Annotated in this window: 17 protein-coding genes; 8 read left to right on the top strand and 9 right to left on the bottom strand. The window is 65.6% G+C overall.

All coding sequences use genetic code 11. From position 1 onward, the window contains the following. Nucleotides 1-65: 65 nt before the first annotated feature. The 3 genes from QOI01_RS34655 (at nucleotide 66) to QOI01_RS34645 (ending at nucleotide 3,036) form a co-directional block, all read left to right on the top strand. Nucleotides 66-806, top strand: a complete 741-nt coding sequence (locus QOI01_RS34655) for an SDR family NAD(P)-dependent oxidoreductase (protein ID WP_526388542.1) — start codon at nucleotides 66-68, stop codon at nucleotides 804-806. A gap of 181 nt (nucleotides 807-987) precedes the next feature. Continuing rightward, entirely contained in the window at nucleotides 988-1,584 is a 597-nt protein-coding gene (locus tag QOI01_RS34650; protein ID WP_526388540.1) for an Rv1733c family protein, read from the top strand. A gap of 144 nt (nucleotides 1,585-1,728) precedes the next feature. Next, nucleotides 1,729-3,036 (top strand): NtaA/DmoA family FMN-dependent monooxygenase, encoded by a 1,308-nt coding sequence (locus QOI01_RS34645; protein ID WP_526388538.1) that lies wholly within the window; start codon nucleotides 1,729-1,731, stop codon nucleotides 3,034-3,036. 55 nt (nucleotides 3,037-3,091) lie between these two features. On the opposite strand, the gene QOI01_RS34640 is transcribed toward QOI01_RS34645, so the two are convergent. Genes QOI01_RS34640 through QOI01_RS34625 form a run of 4 tightly spaced genes read right to left on the bottom strand, consistent with a single transcriptional unit; the run spans nucleotide 3,092 to nucleotide 7,451 of the window. Then, nucleotides 3,092-4,825 carry an aminotransferase class V-fold PLP-dependent enzyme gene (locus QOI01_RS34640; RefSeq protein ID WP_526388536.1) on the bottom strand — a complete coding sequence of 578 codons (1,734 nt, stop codon included), beginning with the start codon at nucleotides 4,823-4,825 and terminating at the stop codon, nucleotides 3,092-3,094. Beyond that, nucleotides 4,822-5,589, bottom strand: a complete 768-nt coding sequence (locus QOI01_RS34635; protein ID WP_526388534.1) for an amino acid ABC transporter ATP-binding protein — start codon at nucleotides 5,587-5,589, stop codon at nucleotides 4,822-4,824. Before QOI01_RS34635 ends, QOI01_RS34640 begins: the two co-directional genes overlap by 4 nt. Continuing rightward, nucleotides 5,582-6,502, bottom strand: a complete 921-nt coding sequence (locus QOI01_RS34630; protein WP_526388532.1) for an amino acid ABC transporter permease — start codon at nucleotides 6,500-6,502, stop codon at nucleotides 5,582-5,584. The genes QOI01_RS34635 and QOI01_RS34630 overlap by 8 nt, the downstream gene beginning before the upstream one ends. Next, nucleotides 6,492-7,451 carry an ABC transporter substrate-binding protein gene (locus QOI01_RS34625; RefSeq protein ID WP_526388530.1) on the bottom strand — a complete coding sequence of 320 codons (960 nt, stop codon included), beginning with the start codon at nucleotides 7,449-7,451 and terminating at the stop codon, nucleotides 6,492-6,494. The genes QOI01_RS34630 and QOI01_RS34625 overlap by 11 nt, the downstream gene beginning before the upstream one ends. A gap of 553 nt (nucleotides 7,452-8,004) precedes the next feature. On the opposite strand from QOI01_RS34625, the gene QOI01_RS34620 reads away from it, so the two are divergent. Together QOI01_RS34620 and QOI01_RS34615 are read left to right on the top strand one after the other, a co-directional pair. Continuing rightward, entirely contained in the window at nucleotides 8,005-8,517 is a 513-nt protein-coding gene (locus QOI01_RS34620) for a hypothetical protein (RefSeq protein ID WP_526388528.1), read from the top strand. A gap of 247 nt (nucleotides 8,518-8,764) precedes the next feature. Continuing rightward, complete coding sequence (locus tag QOI01_RS34615) at nucleotides 8,765-9,052, top strand: hypothetical protein (RefSeq protein ID WP_526388526.1); 288 nt, start codon at nucleotides 8,765-8,767, stop codon at nucleotides 9,050-9,052. A 96-nt stretch (nucleotides 9,053-9,148) separates the two neighbouring features. Here the strand turns inward: QOI01_RS34615 and QOI01_RS34610 are convergent, their stop codons facing one another. From QOI01_RS34610 to QOI01_RS34600, 3 genes are all read right to left on the bottom strand, one after another. After that, nucleotides 9,149-9,454 (bottom strand): hypothetical protein, encoded by a 306-nt coding sequence (locus QOI01_RS34610; RefSeq protein ID WP_526388524.1) that lies wholly within the window; start codon nucleotides 9,452-9,454, stop codon nucleotides 9,149-9,151. A 423-nt stretch (nucleotides 9,455-9,877) separates the two neighbouring features. Next, on the bottom strand, nucleotides 9,878-10,669 hold the full coding sequence (locus QOI01_RS34605) for a L,D-transpeptidase (protein ID WP_526388522.1): 792 nt from the start codon (nucleotides 10,667-10,669) through the stop codon (nucleotides 9,878-9,880). A gap of 175 nt (nucleotides 10,670-10,844) precedes the next feature. Then, nucleotides 10,845-11,810: an aldo/keto reductase gene (locus tag QOI01_RS34600; RefSeq protein WP_526388520.1), complete on the bottom strand. Its 966-nt coding sequence runs from the start codon at nucleotides 11,808-11,810 to the stop codon at nucleotides 10,845-10,847. Between the two features lie 444 nt (nucleotides 11,811-12,254). Between QOI01_RS34600 and QOI01_RS34595 the strand changes: the two genes are divergently transcribed. The 3 genes from QOI01_RS34595 to QOI01_RS34585 all read left to right on the top strand — a co-directional run bounded on the left by QOI01_RS34595 (nucleotide 12,255) and on the right by QOI01_RS34585 (nucleotide 15,043). Then, on the top strand, nucleotides 12,255-13,259 hold the full coding sequence (locus tag QOI01_RS34595) for an alcohol dehydrogenase catalytic domain-containing protein (protein ID WP_526388518.1): 1,005 nt from the start codon (nucleotides 12,255-12,257) through the stop codon (nucleotides 13,257-13,259). 162 nt (nucleotides 13,260-13,421) lie between these two features. Next, on the top strand, nucleotides 13,422-14,162 hold the full coding sequence (locus tag QOI01_RS34590; RefSeq protein WP_526388516.1) for an MFS transporter: 741 nt from the start codon (nucleotides 13,422-13,424) through the stop codon (nucleotides 14,160-14,162). A gap of 137 nt (nucleotides 14,163-14,299) precedes the next feature. Next, nucleotides 14,300-15,043, top strand: a complete 744-nt coding sequence (locus tag QOI01_RS34585) for an MFS transporter (RefSeq protein WP_526388514.1) — start codon at nucleotides 14,300-14,302, stop codon at nucleotides 15,041-15,043. Here the strand turns inward: QOI01_RS34585 and QOI01_RS34580 are convergent. Both QOI01_RS34580 and dhaL read right to left on the bottom strand, forming a co-directional pair. Further along, entirely contained in the window at nucleotides 15,006-15,785 is a 780-nt protein-coding gene (locus QOI01_RS34580) for a GntR family transcriptional regulator (RefSeq protein WP_526388512.1), read from the bottom strand. The genes QOI01_RS34585 and QOI01_RS34580 overlap by 38 nt on opposite strands. Nucleotides 15,786-15,880: 95 nt before the next feature. Next, on the bottom strand, nucleotides 15,881-16,627 hold a 747-nt coding region (gene dhaL, locus QOI01_RS34575), incomplete at its 5' end, for a dihydroxyacetone kinase subunit DhaL (RefSeq protein ID WP_526388510.1).

Genomic DNA, 16,627 nt, shown 5'->3' with positions numbered 1-16,627 from the left:
CTTAGAATCACGTGTACGGTTGGGTTTCGAAGCCGAACCCGTCGGCAGTGACGGAAGGAACCGATATGCCACAACTACCTGCACGGGTCATCCTGGTAACCGGCGCTTCGAGGGGCATCGGTGCGGAAGTCGCGCAGCAACTTGCCAAGGTCGACACTCACGTCATCGTGAACTACCGAGAGAAGTCCAAGCGCGCGGACGCCGTTGCCGAGGCCATCCGCAGCGCAGGCGGGAACGCCTCGACGCTGGGCGCCGATATTTCTGATGAAGTCGCTACCGCGGCGATGATCGAATCCATCGCTGCTCGTTTTGGCCGGCTCGACGCTCTGATCCTCAACGCGTCCGGCGGCCTCGAACTGGGAGCTGACCCCGGTTATGCGATGCGTGTCAACCGCGATGCCCAGCGGCGCCTTGCAGTGCTGGCTATGCCGTTGATGCCGACCGGTGGACGAATCGTCTTCGTCACCAGCCACCAGGCGCACTTCTTTCCGCACAAGGCAGTGCCGAAAGGATATTCGGCAGTCGCGGCGAGCAAGCGTGCGGGCGAAACCGCGCTCTATGCGATGCGTTCGGAGTTCGACCGCGCTGGTATTCACTTCACGGTGGCCTCAGGCGACATGATCGGCGGAACCATCATCGTCAGACTTCTGCAACATCGTGACCCCGACGCCGTCGAGGCGCGCCGCAGCCGCGCCGTGCTACCGACGGTGAACGAGTTCGCCGCAGCGATCGTCAACGCGGCAACTACCCCCACCCCATCCAGCATCGTCTATGTGGGCGGGGCGGACTACCTCATGACCGCCTGACCTTGGCGATCAATGCGGATCACTGCGATAGCGGCCGTCGCCACCCACGCCGGAAAGGCGTTCGCCTGCGGCTGTGATGTCCATCGCCCTTGCCCCGGCATGACTGGCGGCCCAGCGCCGCGAGTGTCACCATGTGAATGGTGTTTGCGAGAAGAGACGTGTCTACAGGTGAACTGTGGTGATGGGCGTCACAACGTTTGCTAGACGATTTCGTTGGCATCTGCGCGCGCTCGGGTTCAACCCGCTAGTCCGTGCAAGCGATCGACTCGAAGCGCTGACAGTCCTCGCCGTGCTCGTCACTGCCCTCTTTGCCATCCCCGTCGGGACGCAGGCAGCAACCCAGGTTTACGACGCGGGTGTGCGCACCGCCAACGAACAGGCGCGCAGTCGTCACTTCGTCGAGGCCGTGGCGGTTGAAGGCAGCGCCAGTATGCCGGCGGACTTCGACAGTCCTGCCTATGTGCGCGCGCAGTGGCACGAGGGAACACGGTTGCGAACCGAACGGGTCGTCACCCCCGCGACGGTCAAGGCGGGTGAGTCACTGAAGCTTTGGCTGGATGACACCGGGAAGGTGGTCGCTGCACCGCTGACGACGGATGACGCCAAGCTGAGCGCGCTCGGCGTCGCGGGGACTGTCTGGGTCGTCATCGTGGTCTGCAGTGCTTTGGTGGCCTTCGTCATCCGTAGAGGGCTGGACCTATTGCGCGATCGCGCCTGGGAGCGTGAACTGCATCTGCTGGCCCACAACGATGACGGCTGGGCCAACCGACACACCTGACGGGGCTCGCCCCCTCAGCCCACAAAGGTCCATCCGCCCGTCGTCATCAAGGAAGGGCAAGGACTATTTCACCGACTCGTCGTGTTGCGCAGAGTGTTTGTCGGCGTGTGTTGCGTAAGGACCTGCGATGAAGGACCCGTGCTCGTGAGCGCACGGTCACTGCACTTCAACGCCTTCGTCTGGCCGAACGGTTATCACGAATCCGCCTGGCGTGTGGTCGACGACGATGTCCGCAACGTCCTCGGACTCTCGTATTACTCGGACATCGCGCAGACCGCCGAACGCGGCTTGATGGACTCGATCTTCTTGGCCGACAACATCGCCATCGCCGAGTACCGCGCCACGTACCTGCCTCAGACGCAGTTCGACCCGATCTCGGTGCTCTCCGCCCTGGCGGCAGTCACCAGTCACATCGGGCTGATCGGGACGGGGTCGACGACCTACAGCAAGCCCTGGGAGCTCGCCCGCCGCTTCGCGACGCTGGATCATCTGAGCGGCGGTCGCGCCGGCTGGAACATCGTCACTACCGTTACGCCACTGGCCGCGGCGAACTTCGGTGAGCCTGCGCACCCCGACCATGCCGACCGCTACGCGCGCGCTCGCGAATTCGTCGAGGTCGTCACGCGCGTGTGGGACAGCTGGGAAGACGCTGCCGTCATCGGTGACCGCGAACGCGGCGTCTGGGCCGACCGGAGCAAGTTGCATGCCCCTCGGTTTCACGGCCAGTATTACGACGTTGACGGGGTCCAGCCGTTTCCCCGCCCGCCGCAGGGTCACCCGGTGCTCGTTCTGGCAGGACAGTCAGGGGCGGGCGTCGAGCTGGCCGCACGATACGCCGAGATGGCCTTTTCCGGGCCGCCCTCGCTGGAGGCCGCGGTGGCCTTCCGGGCGGGGCTCCACACCAAGGCGGCCGCCTTGGGCCGTGACCCCGACCAGGTCCTGGTGCTGCCGGCGTTGATGGTGACCCTGGGCGGCACCGAGGCCGAAGCCCAGGCCCGGGCGAGGCAGTTGGAAGAACTGGCCAGTCCCGAGTTCCGCTGGCAGAACGCCCTGTACACCGCCGGGCTCGATCCAGACGCCTTCGACCCGGATGCCCCGCTGCCCGCACACCTCTGGGCCGAGCAGTCTCCGTCTACTCGCGCGGATCAGCTCTACGCCGCCGCGCGGGCTCGACCGGAGGCCTCCTTGCGCGAGGTCGCGCAGCACGTAAGCGGCGGCGCTGGACAGTCGCATTTCATCGGGACACCCGAGCAGCTCGCCGACTACGTCATCGCCTGGCAGGACGCCGGCGCCATCGACGGATTCACGGTCATGGGATCGACACTGCCGTACGAGCTGACAACATTCGTCGATCACGTCGTGCCAATCCTGCAGCGCCGGGGCCGCTACCGTACGGAGTACACCGGACCCACGCTTCGCGATCACCTTGGACTGCAGCGACCGGCCAAGTGAATTGCGTACTCGGGGGATCCCGGCGATACGGCAGCGGAGTTGCTCTTTCGGGCGGTCAGCCTCGGATCTCGTTGAGGTAGTTGTAGATCGTGTAACGGGTCACGTCCAGTTGTCCTGCAACATGGTCGACGGAGTCCCTGATGAGGAAGAAACCCGCTTCGTCGAGCTCTCGGACGACCGCCGCCTTGTGATGCTTCTTCATCTCGACCGTCTGCACGCCGACCTTGGCGATGGCGCGATCCACCAGGAACCGTTGCAAACTGTCGACGTCGGGTGGGAAGCTCTCCTCCCGCTGCGGCGCGTCAGACGAAAGAGATTCGGGCAGTTCGCTGTTCACGCATAGACAGCCGATCGCGACACCGTCGGCGTCCCGCAGGAACAGGGTGGAGGAGCGGATCGGCCGCCCGTCAGGACCGTTGGTGCGGTAATTGATGAGGTCCTGGGTGGTGCCGCGACGAATCAGCCCGAGCAGCAGATCCGTCATCGGTCCACCGACCGTGCGATTGGTGAGATCGCCGGCGATGGCCGCGATCGAGTCCGGCAGCTGGGACAGGTCGTGTAACAGCACCTCATTACCGGGTCCCAGCATGGCCGCGAGCCCGCGTACCGCCGGTACCAACGAAGCGAGCAGTTGGTGCGTGAAGTTACCGGCTGCAGCCGGAGGCGGTGTGGGCTCCACCCGATTCGGGTTCGTCAGTGAGACCAGGACCGCTCTGATCCGGTCGGCGATGTCCAATGGCGTCGAGGCGTGCGGCGATAGTCGAATGTGTTCGGGCCGAACGGTTGCCGCGATGCCCGCCGCGTTCAGCGCGGCACCGATCTGCTCGGGCGGATGCTCGGACAAGGTGAACGCCAGTATGCCGGCCCGCCGCTCGCGCGAGGACACGATCTGCGCGCCCTGGGAAAGGAGCACGTCCTCGAGCGCCTCGACTCGCGCCGCGATGTGGGCAGCGATCGTGCCGACGCCGGCCTCCTCGACCAACTCAAGCGCCGCGGCGAATGCCCCGGAGGTCACGGGGCTCAAGTTCGATATCGACCACGCTGCCGCCGTGCTGTCAGCGGGATGGATCTCGTCGTCGAACAACCCGGGATCACGTGCGCCGGTCCAGCCCGACAGCACCGGGTCCATCCGTTCCAGCGACCGGTCCGACAGCATGGCGAATCCGGTCCCCCACCCGGCCCGCAGCCATTTCTGACCGCCCACGACGAGGACGTCCGCCACCTCCCACGGTGCCTCGATCACGCCAAAGCCCTGAATGCCGTCCACGACGAGCAGTCGGTCGCCGACGATCTCACGCAGCGCGGCCAGGTCGGCGCGGTAACCGGTGCGGTAGTCGACGGCGCTGACCGAGACCATCGAGATGTCGTCGGTCAGCGCTTCCGCGACCCGGTCCGCGGTGACGAATCCACCCGGCAAGCGGCGCACCGACAGTCGCCCGGCCTGCTCGGCGCGGGCCCACGGGTAGGTGTTGGCCGGGAACTCCGCGGCCGACACCAACACGGTGCCGCCGGGGGCATTGAAGGCCGCCTGCAACAACCCAAGGCTGGTGTGCGGCTGCAGGACGATGTGGTCGATGTCGCTGCGGCACAACCTCGCCGCTGCCGCCTTGGCGCGCGTCTCTTCCCGCATCAGTTCGTCAACGGTTGACGGCCCGGCGTGTGTCGCCTTCTCCAACAGCCGCGCCGTGGTGTCCAGGACGGCATGCGAAGGCGGCCCGAAGCGGGCGAAGTCGAGATAACCGTCGGGTTCGGAGAATTGCAGCTCGTAGCGCGGTGAGATCGGTCTCACGCGAGCACCCGGGCCAGGAATTGGCGCGTGCGTTCGTGTTCCGGCGCCTTGAGAACGCGTTCGGGCGGACCGGTTTCCACGACGGACCCGTCGGCCATGAAGACCACTTCGTCGGCGGCTTCGGCGGCGAACGCGATCTCGTGGGTGACGACCACCATCGTCATCCCCTCTTCGGCCAACGTGCTCATCACCGCGAGCACTTCGCCCACCAGCTCGGGGTCCAAGGCCGAGGTCGGCTCGTCGAACAACATCAGTTTGGGCTTCATCGCGAGGGAACGAGCGATGGCCACGCGTTGCTGCTGACCGCCGGACAACTGCGCTGGGTAGGCGTCGCCGCGTTGAGCCAGGCCGACCCGGTCGAGTAACTCGAGGCCATCCCTGCGCGCGACGTCGGGAGCGATGCCCAGCACTCGGATCGGACCCTCGATGACGTTCTCCAAGGCGGTGCGGTGGCCGAACAGGTTGAAACGCTGGAACACCATGCCGATGTCTCGGCGCTGCTTCGCGACGTCGCGTTCCCGAAGTTCGTAGAGCTTGCCGTTGCGCAAGTCGAACCCGATCGGCATTCCGTCCACCCACACCTGGCCGGCGTCGACGGTTTCCAGGTGGTTGAGGCACCGCAGGAATGTGCTCTTGCCCGCCCCCGAGGGACCGAGCAGGCACACCACCTGGCCGCGGCGCACCTCCAGGTCGATGCCCCGCAGGACCTCGGTGTGCCCGTAGCTCTTCCGAACACCGATGGCCCGCAGCAGTGGCTCAGACACGGGCACCCCTCGTCAGCGGAATGGCCCGCAGGGCTTTCGCGGCCTGCGCGGCGACGCTGCGCTCGGCGGCGCCGAATGTGCGCTCCAGGTAGTGCTGCCCGATGCCCGCGACCGACACCACCACCATGTACCAAATCGCAGCGGCGAACAGCGTTTCCATCACGAGTAGATTGTGGGACGAGATGTTGTTCGACGCGTGGAGCAGTTCCGTCACGCCGATCACCGACGCGATCGAGGTGCCCTTCAGCATGTCGATGAAGTCATTGCCGGTGGGCGGGATGATGACTCGCATCGCCTGCGGGAGCACCACCCGGCGCAGGGTCAGACTCGGCGCCATGCCAATTGATTTCGCCGCTTCGGTCTGTCCACTGTCCACACTGTTCAGACCCGCGCGCACGATTTCGGCCATGTAGGCGCTCTCGTTGAGTGCCAAACCGAGCAGTGCCGCGGTGAAGGCGCTCACGAGGACGTTTGTTGGCTCGTTGAGGAGATGTCCACCGAAGGGCAGCGGAATGGAGATCGTCGGGATGACCAGCGCGAGGTTGTACCAGATCAAAATCTGGAGCAGCACGGGCAGCCCACGGAACAACCAGATGTAGGCCGAGGCGAAAGACTTCGCAACAGGATTCGCGCTGCGGCGCATCAACGCGATGACGACCCCGATCACGATGGCGACCGACTGCGCGATGACGGCAAGCAACACTGTGTTGACCAAGCCGAGGATCATCACGCGGTACACCACGAAGTCGGGCACCGACGCCCAGTCGATCTTGGCTTGTGCCAGCGCGACGAAGAGCGCGGCGAGTAGGGCGATGATGACGACCGCGCTGACCCACCGGCCCCAATGCCGGAGCCGGACGACTGGCAGGGGGTCAGGGCGAGCGGAGCGACGGGGGGAAAGGTCAGGCTCCATTGATGGCGGACTCCTTCAACGCGCCCTGTTCGACACCCCAGCTCTGCAGGATCTTGAGGTAGGTGCCGTCGGCCATCAGCTCGCCCAGCGCCTTGTTCACCGCATCCCGCACCGCGACGTCAGTCTTGGCGAAGCCGATGCCGTACGGGCCGCCTTCGATCGGCGGGCCGGGAACGACCTCGAATGTGTTGCCGTTGCCGGCGGTCCGAGAGATGTACACGGCGCTGGGCAGATCGTTGAGGATCGAAGCGACCCGCCCCGTGCGCAGCTGATTCTGATTCTGGGTATCGCTGTCGGTGGCGGTCACCGTGATGGCGGGCTTGCCGGCCTGCACGCATTTGTCACTCTGGGCGGCGGCGAACGTCTGGTGACTGGTCCCCTGCACTACGGCAACGTTCTTGCCGCACAACGTGTCCGGACCAGTGATGCCCTGCGGGTTGCCCTTCTGCACCATGATCGTGATGCCAGAGGAGAAGTAGTCGACGAAGTCGATCTGCTGCTGACGCTCCTTGGTGTCGTTCATCGCGGCCATCGTCATGTCGATGCGACCGGACTGCAGGCTGGTGATCAGCGCACCAAAGGCCATGTCCTGATACGCCATCTCCACGCCGAGCTTCCTGCCGATGGCCTTGGCGAGATCGACCTCGTAACCGATCGGCGTCTTGCCGTCAGCGGCATAGAAGTTGTTGGGCGCCGACTGGACGTTGGAACCGACATTCACGGTCTTGGACTGCGCCACCGCGGCCGGCAGACCGGCGGTGAGCGCCACGTCCGGCCCAATGGCGGCGATGAGCGCGCCGTTGTCGGGGATCGCCGACTGGCCACCACTGGCGGAAGGCTGGCCTGCGCCGTCGCCGCCGATCCCATTTCCGCAGGCGGTGATACCGGCCGCAAGGATCCCGACGAACAGCACGGAGAGCCGGGAACGGTTAAGCGACGGTGATCGCATCATGACCTCCAAGGTGTGATGCGCGTGACGCTACAACAATATGTTGAATTCATCTCTACAAAGTGTTGAATTGGATGGACTCGTTGCTTGATCATCGTCGGATCCGGCAACGCCAACGCGGCGAGTTGTTCAGGCTCATTATCGGCACGGCCACTGTCCTCCTAGAGGCTTTGCTCCGCGTTGGGCACCTCATGGTCGAATTCCGATGAGTTGCGGGCCAACCTCCGGAAATTCCGAGCGACTGCTTCTCGTCGAGCGTCTACACCTCTCCTCGAGAAAGAGCTCGACATGGTTTCGGTTCGGCAAAGACTTGATCTCGCCATGCATCACTGGGTGCGATCCTGGGAAGGTCGGCCTGACCTGCTGAAATGCGGTGCCCTGCTGAGCCGCAAGTCACGAGCCCGAAACGGTTCGGTCACGGCGAGGTTTCTATTGACGCCAACGTAGCAACCATTCTCGATCGTGTATGGACACCATTTCGGGACTGCTATACGGTTCGGTTCTGTCAAGAATTCCACCGCTGTTATTCCAAGCAAGATTGAGGGGGTCCGTAGTGACGATTATCTTTGATCGGTTCGCTATCAAGGTAGTCACCGGCGCGGGAATGTGCGCGGCCGCCATGGTGTTGAGCCCGCACGCGGCAGCCGTGCCGCTAATCACGGGCGGGATCCACTGCGTTGAGGACACGGCCGGCGCCGCAGCACTGGGAGGCGGTGGCGGAGCCGCGGCGGCGCCTTGCAGCGCTGCCGCGGTCGAGGCTTCTGGGATCGTTGCTCCCGTGGCAGCACCGGTGCCAGTCGGCGCCCCGGTCGCCGCGCCCGTGCCCGTCGCCGCGCCCTTGCCCGTCGCCGCTCCGCTGCCCATTGGCGCACCCGTGCCCGCCGCCGCACCCGTGCCGGCGGGCGCTCCAATAGCAGCGCCCGCATTGGCCGGTGCTCCAATCGCTCAGATGGTCGGTGCCGCGGGTAAGGAGGCGCCATCTGGTCCGCCGCCTGCGGGCGACGGGCCTACGAACGGTGTGCCGATTGCGCCCGGTCCGTCGGACTCGACCGCCGGTACCGGGTAGTCGCTGTCGTCGCGTTTCCCATCGCGGATGGTTGGCGCGTGGGCAAGTGAACAGAAGCGGTTGCTGTTGGTTCCATCTCGGTTCGCACGGCATGGCCTGCTCGTCGGTCATCCGTTGCGTTGCAGAGGAATTCGACTTCGCCTGTAGCACTACCCCGGCGAGTACGCGCCTCGTTCGGTGCTCGACGGCCATGTTTGGTACCACACCTGGTTGGACCCACTCACGGCCGGAATTCGGCGATGCCAACTTGAACTGGCCCATCGCGACGGTGGCATTGGGCCCCACTTCAGTCGGTTCGGAACTGTGGCGGTGGCCAGGTGTTAGCCCGCGGCTATGGGCACTGCACGCCGACCGTGACATCGTCTCGGCCGCCCTTGCCGCATGCGTCGAACTCGACGATCCCGACGACCCGCGCACCGCACGGGTCGACAACCAACTTGCCCACGCCCTCAACGCGGGACTGGCCTCCCAGCAAGAGAGGCAGGGTTCAGTCACCGGCGCCATCCACCATCCACCACCCGGTGGCCTCTGCTGAACACGCAGCGCCCGGCCCACCCCCGAACAGACCAGGACCTGAGCCTGGACGTCGCGGATCCATCCGAAAACAACTAGCCCCCAAACTGATTGGCGCTCATGACCCATAACGGGTCAACTCTTGGTAGGCACTGCCTACTACGCACTCGGACGGCGCGTGCCGGGCAAGGATGATGGCGACCATGCTGACTACCAGCATGACGACAACGGGCCAGCGGTCGGAGTGATCCTGGCCGATGTCGCCGCTGATCGCTCCGGTGAGGCACGACGTGATGGCGACCGGAGCCGATCCCCAGCAGCGCGGACGTGACGGGCAACGCCGCGGTACGACGCCACCGATCGTCGACACCACCGCGCTGAGCGCGACCATCACCGCCATCGCCGCCACCGTGCCCGCGATCACTAGATGGCGGTAACGTGACCCGTCCAGGATTCACGGTGACACGGAGTTGCCTACCGCCTTGCCGATGCAGTACGCGGGATACAGCAGCGCCGCCAGCCGAGCCATCCCGCGTCCTGCGGAAGATGAACGGCAGCCCCACCGAAACGTTACTGAGATGGGTGCCGGCGCTATCGAACGTTCCGTGGGTGATCAGCTGACCGAACCGCCCCTCCGATGCCCTGTCTGCGAACTGCGAAACCATCGGGCGTAGTGAGCTGTTCAGGGCTGCGGTCATACGACGAACGTATGGACGCAGAGCCTCGATCGGGATCAGGCGGATGGCCAGTTGAGAGGTCGGCCCGCTGTCAACCGAATGGTTGACAGTCAGCCCGCTGTCACGCAGCCGTCGCTTGGGCGCGTGAGCCAGCCGGTGGGAGGTGTCCGCTATTCCTGCACGATTACCGGATCGCCGACATCGACCGTGTTGAAGTACCACTCTGCGGTCGCTGGGGTCAGGCTGATGCAGCCATGGCTGACATTTTCGAACCCCATTGACTGGACGGCCCACGGGGCCGAATGCACGTACAGGCCACGGCTGCTGATGCGGACGGCGTAATCCACCTCAAGCCGGTAACCGTCGGGATCACTGACCGGGATGCCGACGCTACTGGAATCCATGATCACCGAGCGATCCTTTGACAGGACCGTGTAGGTGTCGACGGGCGTCGGGTAGTCCGGCCGGCCCATGGAGGCCAGCAGAACCCCCGCTTCGCCCGCGTGGGGCAAGTGGTGCGGCGCAGGTCCCGCCGCAACTCCGTCGATGGTAACGGTGAACGTGTGTTCCGAGATGTCGGCAACACCGACGACGGCTGGGCCCGTTTCGAATTCCGTAGGTCTGCTACCCACCGACAGTTCGATTGTGCTGTGCGCCGGCCAGAATCGGTCGGGAACCCATTGCACGACGTTGTCGTCGAGCCACTGGAATTTACCCGTCATGGCCGCGGTCGACTTGACCTCGATGGCGCGCTCGGCGGCCTGCCGGTTGGCGATGGGTCCGTTGAAGGTGACCACCACGGGGTGCGCCACACCCACTACCTCGCCCCGCGCTGGCGAGATCGACTTGATGGCCGAATTGAGCGGCAGACTCACCGCTGTAGTGTCGACGTCGGCCGTACCGCCGGTCACGGTCATGGCGACCACGACCACCGCTAGAACAGACAGATTGACCGCCCGCATCGACCGACCCCTTCGAATTAACCACCTCGTCATTAACGATGTGATCGTACGAGTACGTCGATCGCCGAACCCGCAGGACGCGTTGACAATTCGGTCAAGTCTTCATCACGGTTCGGCCACGGCGAGGGATTACGTCGACTTGATCGAGCACCGGTGCCCTGAAGTCGTTCATACGCTAGCGCCACTCTCGCTGAGAGCGTGCGCCCCAATAGTCGTTGGGGTCCTCGCTCACGTCGGCCAGCTCGCCCATCACGTGCGTCGGAAGATCGATGTCTGCCCCGGCAAGGTGGGAGGCGATCTGCGCCACGGTGACCGCACCCGAGAGCACTCGCGGTGCCCATGGCTGCCGCAGTGCGGCGGCGATTGCGAGCTGGTCCACACCGATGCCCAGCTGGTCGGCCAGGCGCGACACCTTGTTCACCCCGGACGCCGGATCTGAGCTGCGCGGCACCAAACGGCCGTTGGCGAAGACTTCCTTGACGACGACCGCGACTCCTGCGTCGTGTGCTTCCGCGAGCGCGGGCGCCACCGAAGTCTCCAGCAGATTCCACGTCGACTGGACGGAGGAGAACAGGGGCGATCCGTTGACGTCCAACGCGAGCGCGGCGCGAATGGCCGTGGACTGCCGGGGGCCCGAGGTGGACAGTCCGACGCGCATCCCTTCGTCACGAAGGTCGGCAAGCGCATGTTGCAACGCACGGTCGTTCAGCACCGGGCTGTCCTCTGTCACCGAGTGGACTTGGTACAGGCCGAGGCGATCACCCAAAAGCACTTGGGTTTCCCGTAGTTGAGCACGGAAGGCCTCCAGCGAGTGCTCTTTGACTTCGTGCACCGTCGAGTCCATCCGCCAGTCTCCGACGTAGCGGTACCCCCATTTGGACGCCACCATTACGTCGGTAGCGTCCGGTCGCGAGGTGAGCCAGTCGGCCAGGAATTCCTCGGCGCGGCCATATGACCTGGCGGCATCGACGTAGCGGATCCCGCCTGCGTAGGCGGCGTCCAGGACTTCAGCTGTCCTGGTTTGCATTTCGGCGACCGACCGGCGGCCGCCGACGTCGTGATCTCGCCCACCCGTGAGATACGCCGGACGCCCCAGCGCGGCGAGTCCCAGTCCGAGTCGCGCGACGTTGTGCGTAGTCATGCGCTCGCCCGCCTCCTATCTCAGCTCAATGCTCCAACGCCGTCGGAGGCCCCGGCAAGTACGACCCCGTCCACCGATCCCACTCGTTCGAGTGGCGTGCGCCAGGGGCGAGGCGCACGTCGTGGATGAAGTCGCCACCTTCATGGCGATCGTACGGAGGTGAGTGAGCAGATAGTCAACGGCCTCCTGACGGGTCAGCGTCGACGAAACGAAGAGGTCCACCGTCTTCCATCTCGGGTTCATCGGGTCCGTTCGGTAGCCGTGGTGAGCTTGAGCGGAGTGACCCCCGTCTTGTAGTTCGAGAGTAAGACCACGTCACAGCATTGTCCAGACAGTACGTATGATCTAGACGATACGGTCGACCCTGTGTATGGTGCATCACAGTGTCACGGCCGACCGGCACTCGGGCACGGACTACGAGGCGTAGAAGACGAGGTGGAGACAATGCGAGCAGTCGTACTCGACGGGAAGGGCAACTACGAGGCGGCCGACAAGCCCCGTCCAGTTGCCGGGCCGGACGAGCTCGTCATCGAACCCGTTGCCGTGGGGGTGTGCGGCACAGACCTGCACCTCGTCATCGGTGACTACCCGACCGGCAAGTTCCCCGTCGTGCCCGGGCACGAGTTCGCAGGCCGCATCGTCGAGGTCGGCTCGGGTGTCACGAAGTTTCAGGTCGGCCAGAGCGTCGCCGTCGACCCGAACGTGGCCTGCGGCAAGTGTCCCGACTGCCTTGGCGGCCAGCCGAATCTATGCGACTTCCTGGTGCCGATTGGCGTGACCTCGGACGGAGCGTGCGCGGAATTGGTCGCCGTCCCCGAGAAGGTGACCTACCTGCTGCCCAACGGATTGAGCATGTCCGCAGGCGCCCTGATCGAACCACTCTCATGTGTGCTCCACGCATTGGACCGCCCACCGCCGCTGACCGGCCGGCGCGTGACGGTGTTCGGCGCAGGCTCGATCGGACTGCTGGCGGTGGTCGTCGCGCGAGCGGCCGGAGCCCGATTCGTTCAGGTGGTCGAACCCAGCCCGGTGCGCCGCAACGCTGCCCTGGACCTCGGCGCCGACGACGCCGTGAACCCCGACGAGCAGCTCCCGCCTCGCAGTACCGACGTCGCGATCGAGGCCAGCGGTCATCCCGCCGCCGTAGCGGCCGCGATCGACCTGCTCGACAAGCGCGGCACCCTGCTCCAGATGGGCGTCGTGAGCGCAGAGAAGACCGTCCCGCTGCGCCCCTACGATCTGTTCGACCGTGAGCTGACCTTCGTCGGATCACAGTCGGTCGCAACGTCATTCGCTGCGGCCGCTGCCTTGATGTCCGATATCGGCGCCACCGTCGAACGGTTGGTCACCCGCACCTTCCCGCTGGAGCAGTACGGCGAAGCCATCACCGCCGCGCACAGCGACTCCGCGCTCAAAGTCCAGATCTTCCCGAACGGAACGGAACACTGATGTCCAACGCCATCGCGAACAGCCGATTCGCCCCCTTCATCGAACGCTGGGCTCGTTGCTGGCCAGCGGCACCGAGCCGATCATCGGCGAGTACGCCACCCTGTGGCTGTCCCTTGGCATCGTCTCGCCGGTGGTCTGCTCGTACTCCTCGGCTTGCGCGGGGTGACCGGTGGTGGTCGGCTGGCCGCGGCATCCACCACGACCCGCCAGAGCCTGGTCGACAGCATCGCGATCGCGTTCCAGAACCCGCGGGTGGGCATCGGCTGCATCATCCGAATCATCAACACCGCACCACAATTCGGGTTCCTGGTCTTCCTGCCGGCGATCTTCGCCGAGACCCTGGGCTTCGGTACTGCAGGGTGGCTGCAGCTGGTGTTCATCATCGGTGCGTCCAACATCTTCGCCAACCTGCTGTTCGGCATCATCAGCGACAAGATGGGCTGGCATCGCACCCTGCGGATCTTCGGCTGCCTGGGCTCGGCGGCCAGCAGGCTGGCTCTGTACTTCCTGCCGCATGCCGTCCCGCAGTACTGGGTGGCCGGTCTGTGCGCAGCGTTCTTCGGCATCACCCTGGCGGGGTTCACCCCGATCTCCGTGCTGATGTCGCTGATCGCCCCAGAGAAGAAGGGCAACGCCATCGCCGTGTTGAACCTGGGCGCCGGTGCCGCCACCTTCGTCGGCCCATTGATCGTGGCGATCTTCCTCGACGTGATCGGCCCTGGCGGCGTCACCGTCGTCTTCGCCGCCCTCTACGTGCTGGCCGCGGTGCTGGTGCGCTGGTTGCAGTTGCCACCGGAGTCTCAGGAAATCGTCGACAAGGGTCTGAGCCTGAACGATCTCGACGTCGAAAGCCATCAGATCGTCGATCACAACACCCGCCCCGCACACGCACCAGGGGCATGACGTGACCGAGGCAAGCACCCACAGCGCCCCCCGCTCGGGCGACTCGCCCGGCTCGTCGACAAGGCAGGCATGCCCCCAGCTCTCCTGTTGGGCTACCCTCGGCCCACTGCTCGCCAGCGCCACCATCCCAGCCATCGGTGAATACGGAACCTTCTGGTTGGCAACGGTTCTCGTCGTCGCGGGCGCTGCGATGGCGTTGTTCGACCGGTCACGACGGCGCAGTCCAAGAGCTCGTCAAGGGCATCACCAACTTGTGGCATGACCGGCGCGTCGCGGCTGGTGCGTTCGTCCGGCTGGTCAACACCGCGCCGAACTTCGCGCTCTTCGTCGTCGCCCCGCTGTTCTTCGTCGATCGGATCGGGTTCTCACAAGGCACCTACCTGATGATCGTCACCGTCGTCTACAGCGCGAACATCTTCGCGAACCTGGCCTTCGGCATCCTCGGCGACCGCTTCGACTGGCGACGCACCTTCACCTGGTTCGGTTGCGTCATGTGCGGCGTCGGCATTCTGTTGCTCTACTACGTGCCGCTGCTCTTCGGGCCCAACGTCGCACTGGTCATGCTGTGCTGGGCGGTGTTCGGCATCGGGCTGGCCGGCTTCGTGCCCTTGACCGCGCTGGTGCCGTCGATGGTGCCGCCCGAGGACCGCGGCAGCGCACTGGCCGTGTACACCTTGGCCGCCGGACTGTCCGCGTTCGTCGGGCCTGCATTGGTGGGGCTGCTCGGCGGGTTCCCCACACATGTCGACGCTGATCTGGACGTTCGCGGCCCTGTACGCCGTGGCGGCCGCGGTCACCTACGTGCTGCGCACCGACAGCGATCCAGGCTCGGAGGCCGCTCGGTCAGCGGCCGGGGCCAAGGTCGAGCGCGCCGACGTTGACCTCTAGCGGGACGACGTCGCTGCGCACCCACGTCTCGTAGACGTCGTAGCGCAGACCCTCGGACGTCCACGAGGTCGAGCGGATGCAGAGCATCGGCTCGGATTTCTCGACGCCCAGTGCATCGCAGATCTCCGGGCTGGGGAGCTGCGCGCGGATGATGCGGTTCGCCCCGCCCATGACGAACCCGGCGTTGGCCAGCAGCGTGGTCAGCGAGGCGCGGCCGGTGAGCACCTCGGCAGCGCCGGCCAACACCGGAGCGATGTTCGGCGGACTGTAGTTCGTGCTGTACAGCGCTGGGGTCCCGTCCAGTGAGCGGACCCGGATAAGCTCGAAACCCGCTGTCCCATCGGGCAAGTCGAGGGAGCGACAAGCGTAGGGCGGCAGTGCGACGGCCCCCGAGCGGACGACGCGGGTGGTGACGGAGCGGTTCTGGTGCCCGATCGCGTTCTCGAGGAACCCCTCCTTGCCCTGGATCATCCAGCCGGTGCCGTCGGGTGGCTCGCTGGCGAAGACGCCACGGTTGGGGATCCGCTTGGCCGCGCCGCGAGATTCGAGGAATTGCATGGCTTGGCGCACGGTGGCACGGGAGAGCCCGAACTCGACGGAGAGGTCGTTCTCGCTGGGCAGTCGCGCCCCGCGCTCGATGACCCCGGAGACGATCCTGCTTTCCAGCACGTGCGCCAACTGCTGGTAGTAGGGCACCGCGGACTGCCGGTCGATGGAGTCATCGGTGACGGTCACGCGTCTGCTCCCTTCGATCTCCTCAGTGCGGACAATCCCGATGGTATGCAGCGGTTGCCTTCAGCATCGGGAGGCTGGCCCCATTGCCCGCAGGGTCAACTCCCGATCCAGGACACGTCCACGGCCGCGTTGTCGCCCCCCGCACCCGCGGCCGCGCAGGCCACCATGATTGCCACCGCGGCAGCACCGGGGTCCCCTACCCCACGGGAGACCTCGCCGACGTAGGAGGCGCGACCGCGGCGGGCGATGATGTCGCTGGTGCTGCGGGCGCCGTCCACTGCCGCCACCGCCGCCGCCTCGAGCGCAGTGACGGGGTCGTCACCGGCGGCCGCCCGGGCGCTGAGCGCATCCGCCGCGGGGGCGATCGCATCGACCATGGTCTTGTGTCCCACCTCGGCCTTGCCGTAGCGCTGCACGGTTGCCAGGCCGTTTCGCAGGCCACTCGCCAACTCCGTCAGCGTCGGCGTCGGCTCAGTGGTGCACCGGGCCAGGTCGCGGAAGAACATTCCGAACAGTGGACCGCTGGTGCCACCCGTGCCGAGGAAGCCACGGGACACGGCGGTGAGCCACTGGGGGTAGGTGTCCGGTGAGGTCGTCTCGATCTCACCGCGCACCCGGGTGAAGGCCGAGGTCAGGTTGGCCCCGAAGTCACCGTCACCGGACTGGCGGTCGAGTTCCCCGAGGGATTCGGAAGGAAGAGGTGCTGATGTCCTACGCAGCAGTGGATCAACCTCTTCGTCGATTTCGTGGTCACCAAACAGGGACTGGCAGCGGTGCTGCAATCCGGCGACGCCCGCTTCGAACCCCCACACTCCTACTTCCTCGATCGGCTCGTGCCCGTG

Source organism: Mycobacterium sp. (assembly GCF_032162605.1).
GTDB lineage: Bacteria > Actinomycetota > Actinomycetes > Mycobacteriales > Mycobacteriaceae > Mycobacterium.
Note: the sequence above shows the minus strand (reverse complement) of the source record. Positions and strands in the feature narration are given on the sequence as shown.

Coding starts and splice junctions, on each gene's coding strand:
- QOI01_RS34630 (WP_526388532.1), bottom strand. CDS start 6,502: ATGGAGCCTGACCTTTCCCCCCGTCGCTCCGCTCGCCCTGACCCCCTG.
- QOI01_RS34600 (WP_526388520.1), bottom strand. CDS start 11,810: ATGACTACGCACAACGTCGCGCGACTCGGACTGGGACTCGCCGCGCTG.
- QOI01_RS34605 (WP_526388522.1), bottom strand. CDS start 10,669: ATGCGGGCGGTCAATCTGTCTGTTCTAGCGGTGGTCGTGGTCGCCATG.
- QOI01_RS34650 (WP_526388540.1), top strand. CDS start 988: ATGGGCGTCACAACGTTTGCTAGACGATTTCGTTGGCATCTGCGCGCG.
- QOI01_RS34655 (WP_526388542.1), top strand. CDS start 66: ATGCCACAACTACCTGCACGGGTCATCCTGGTAACCGGCGCTTCGAGG.
- QOI01_RS34595 (WP_526388518.1), top strand. CDS start 12,255: ATGCGAGCAGTCGTACTCGACGGGAAGGGCAACTACGAGGCGGCCGAC.
- QOI01_RS34625 (WP_526388530.1), bottom strand. CDS start 7,451: ATGCGATCACCGTCGCTTAACCGTTCCCGGCTCTCCGTGCTGTTCGTC.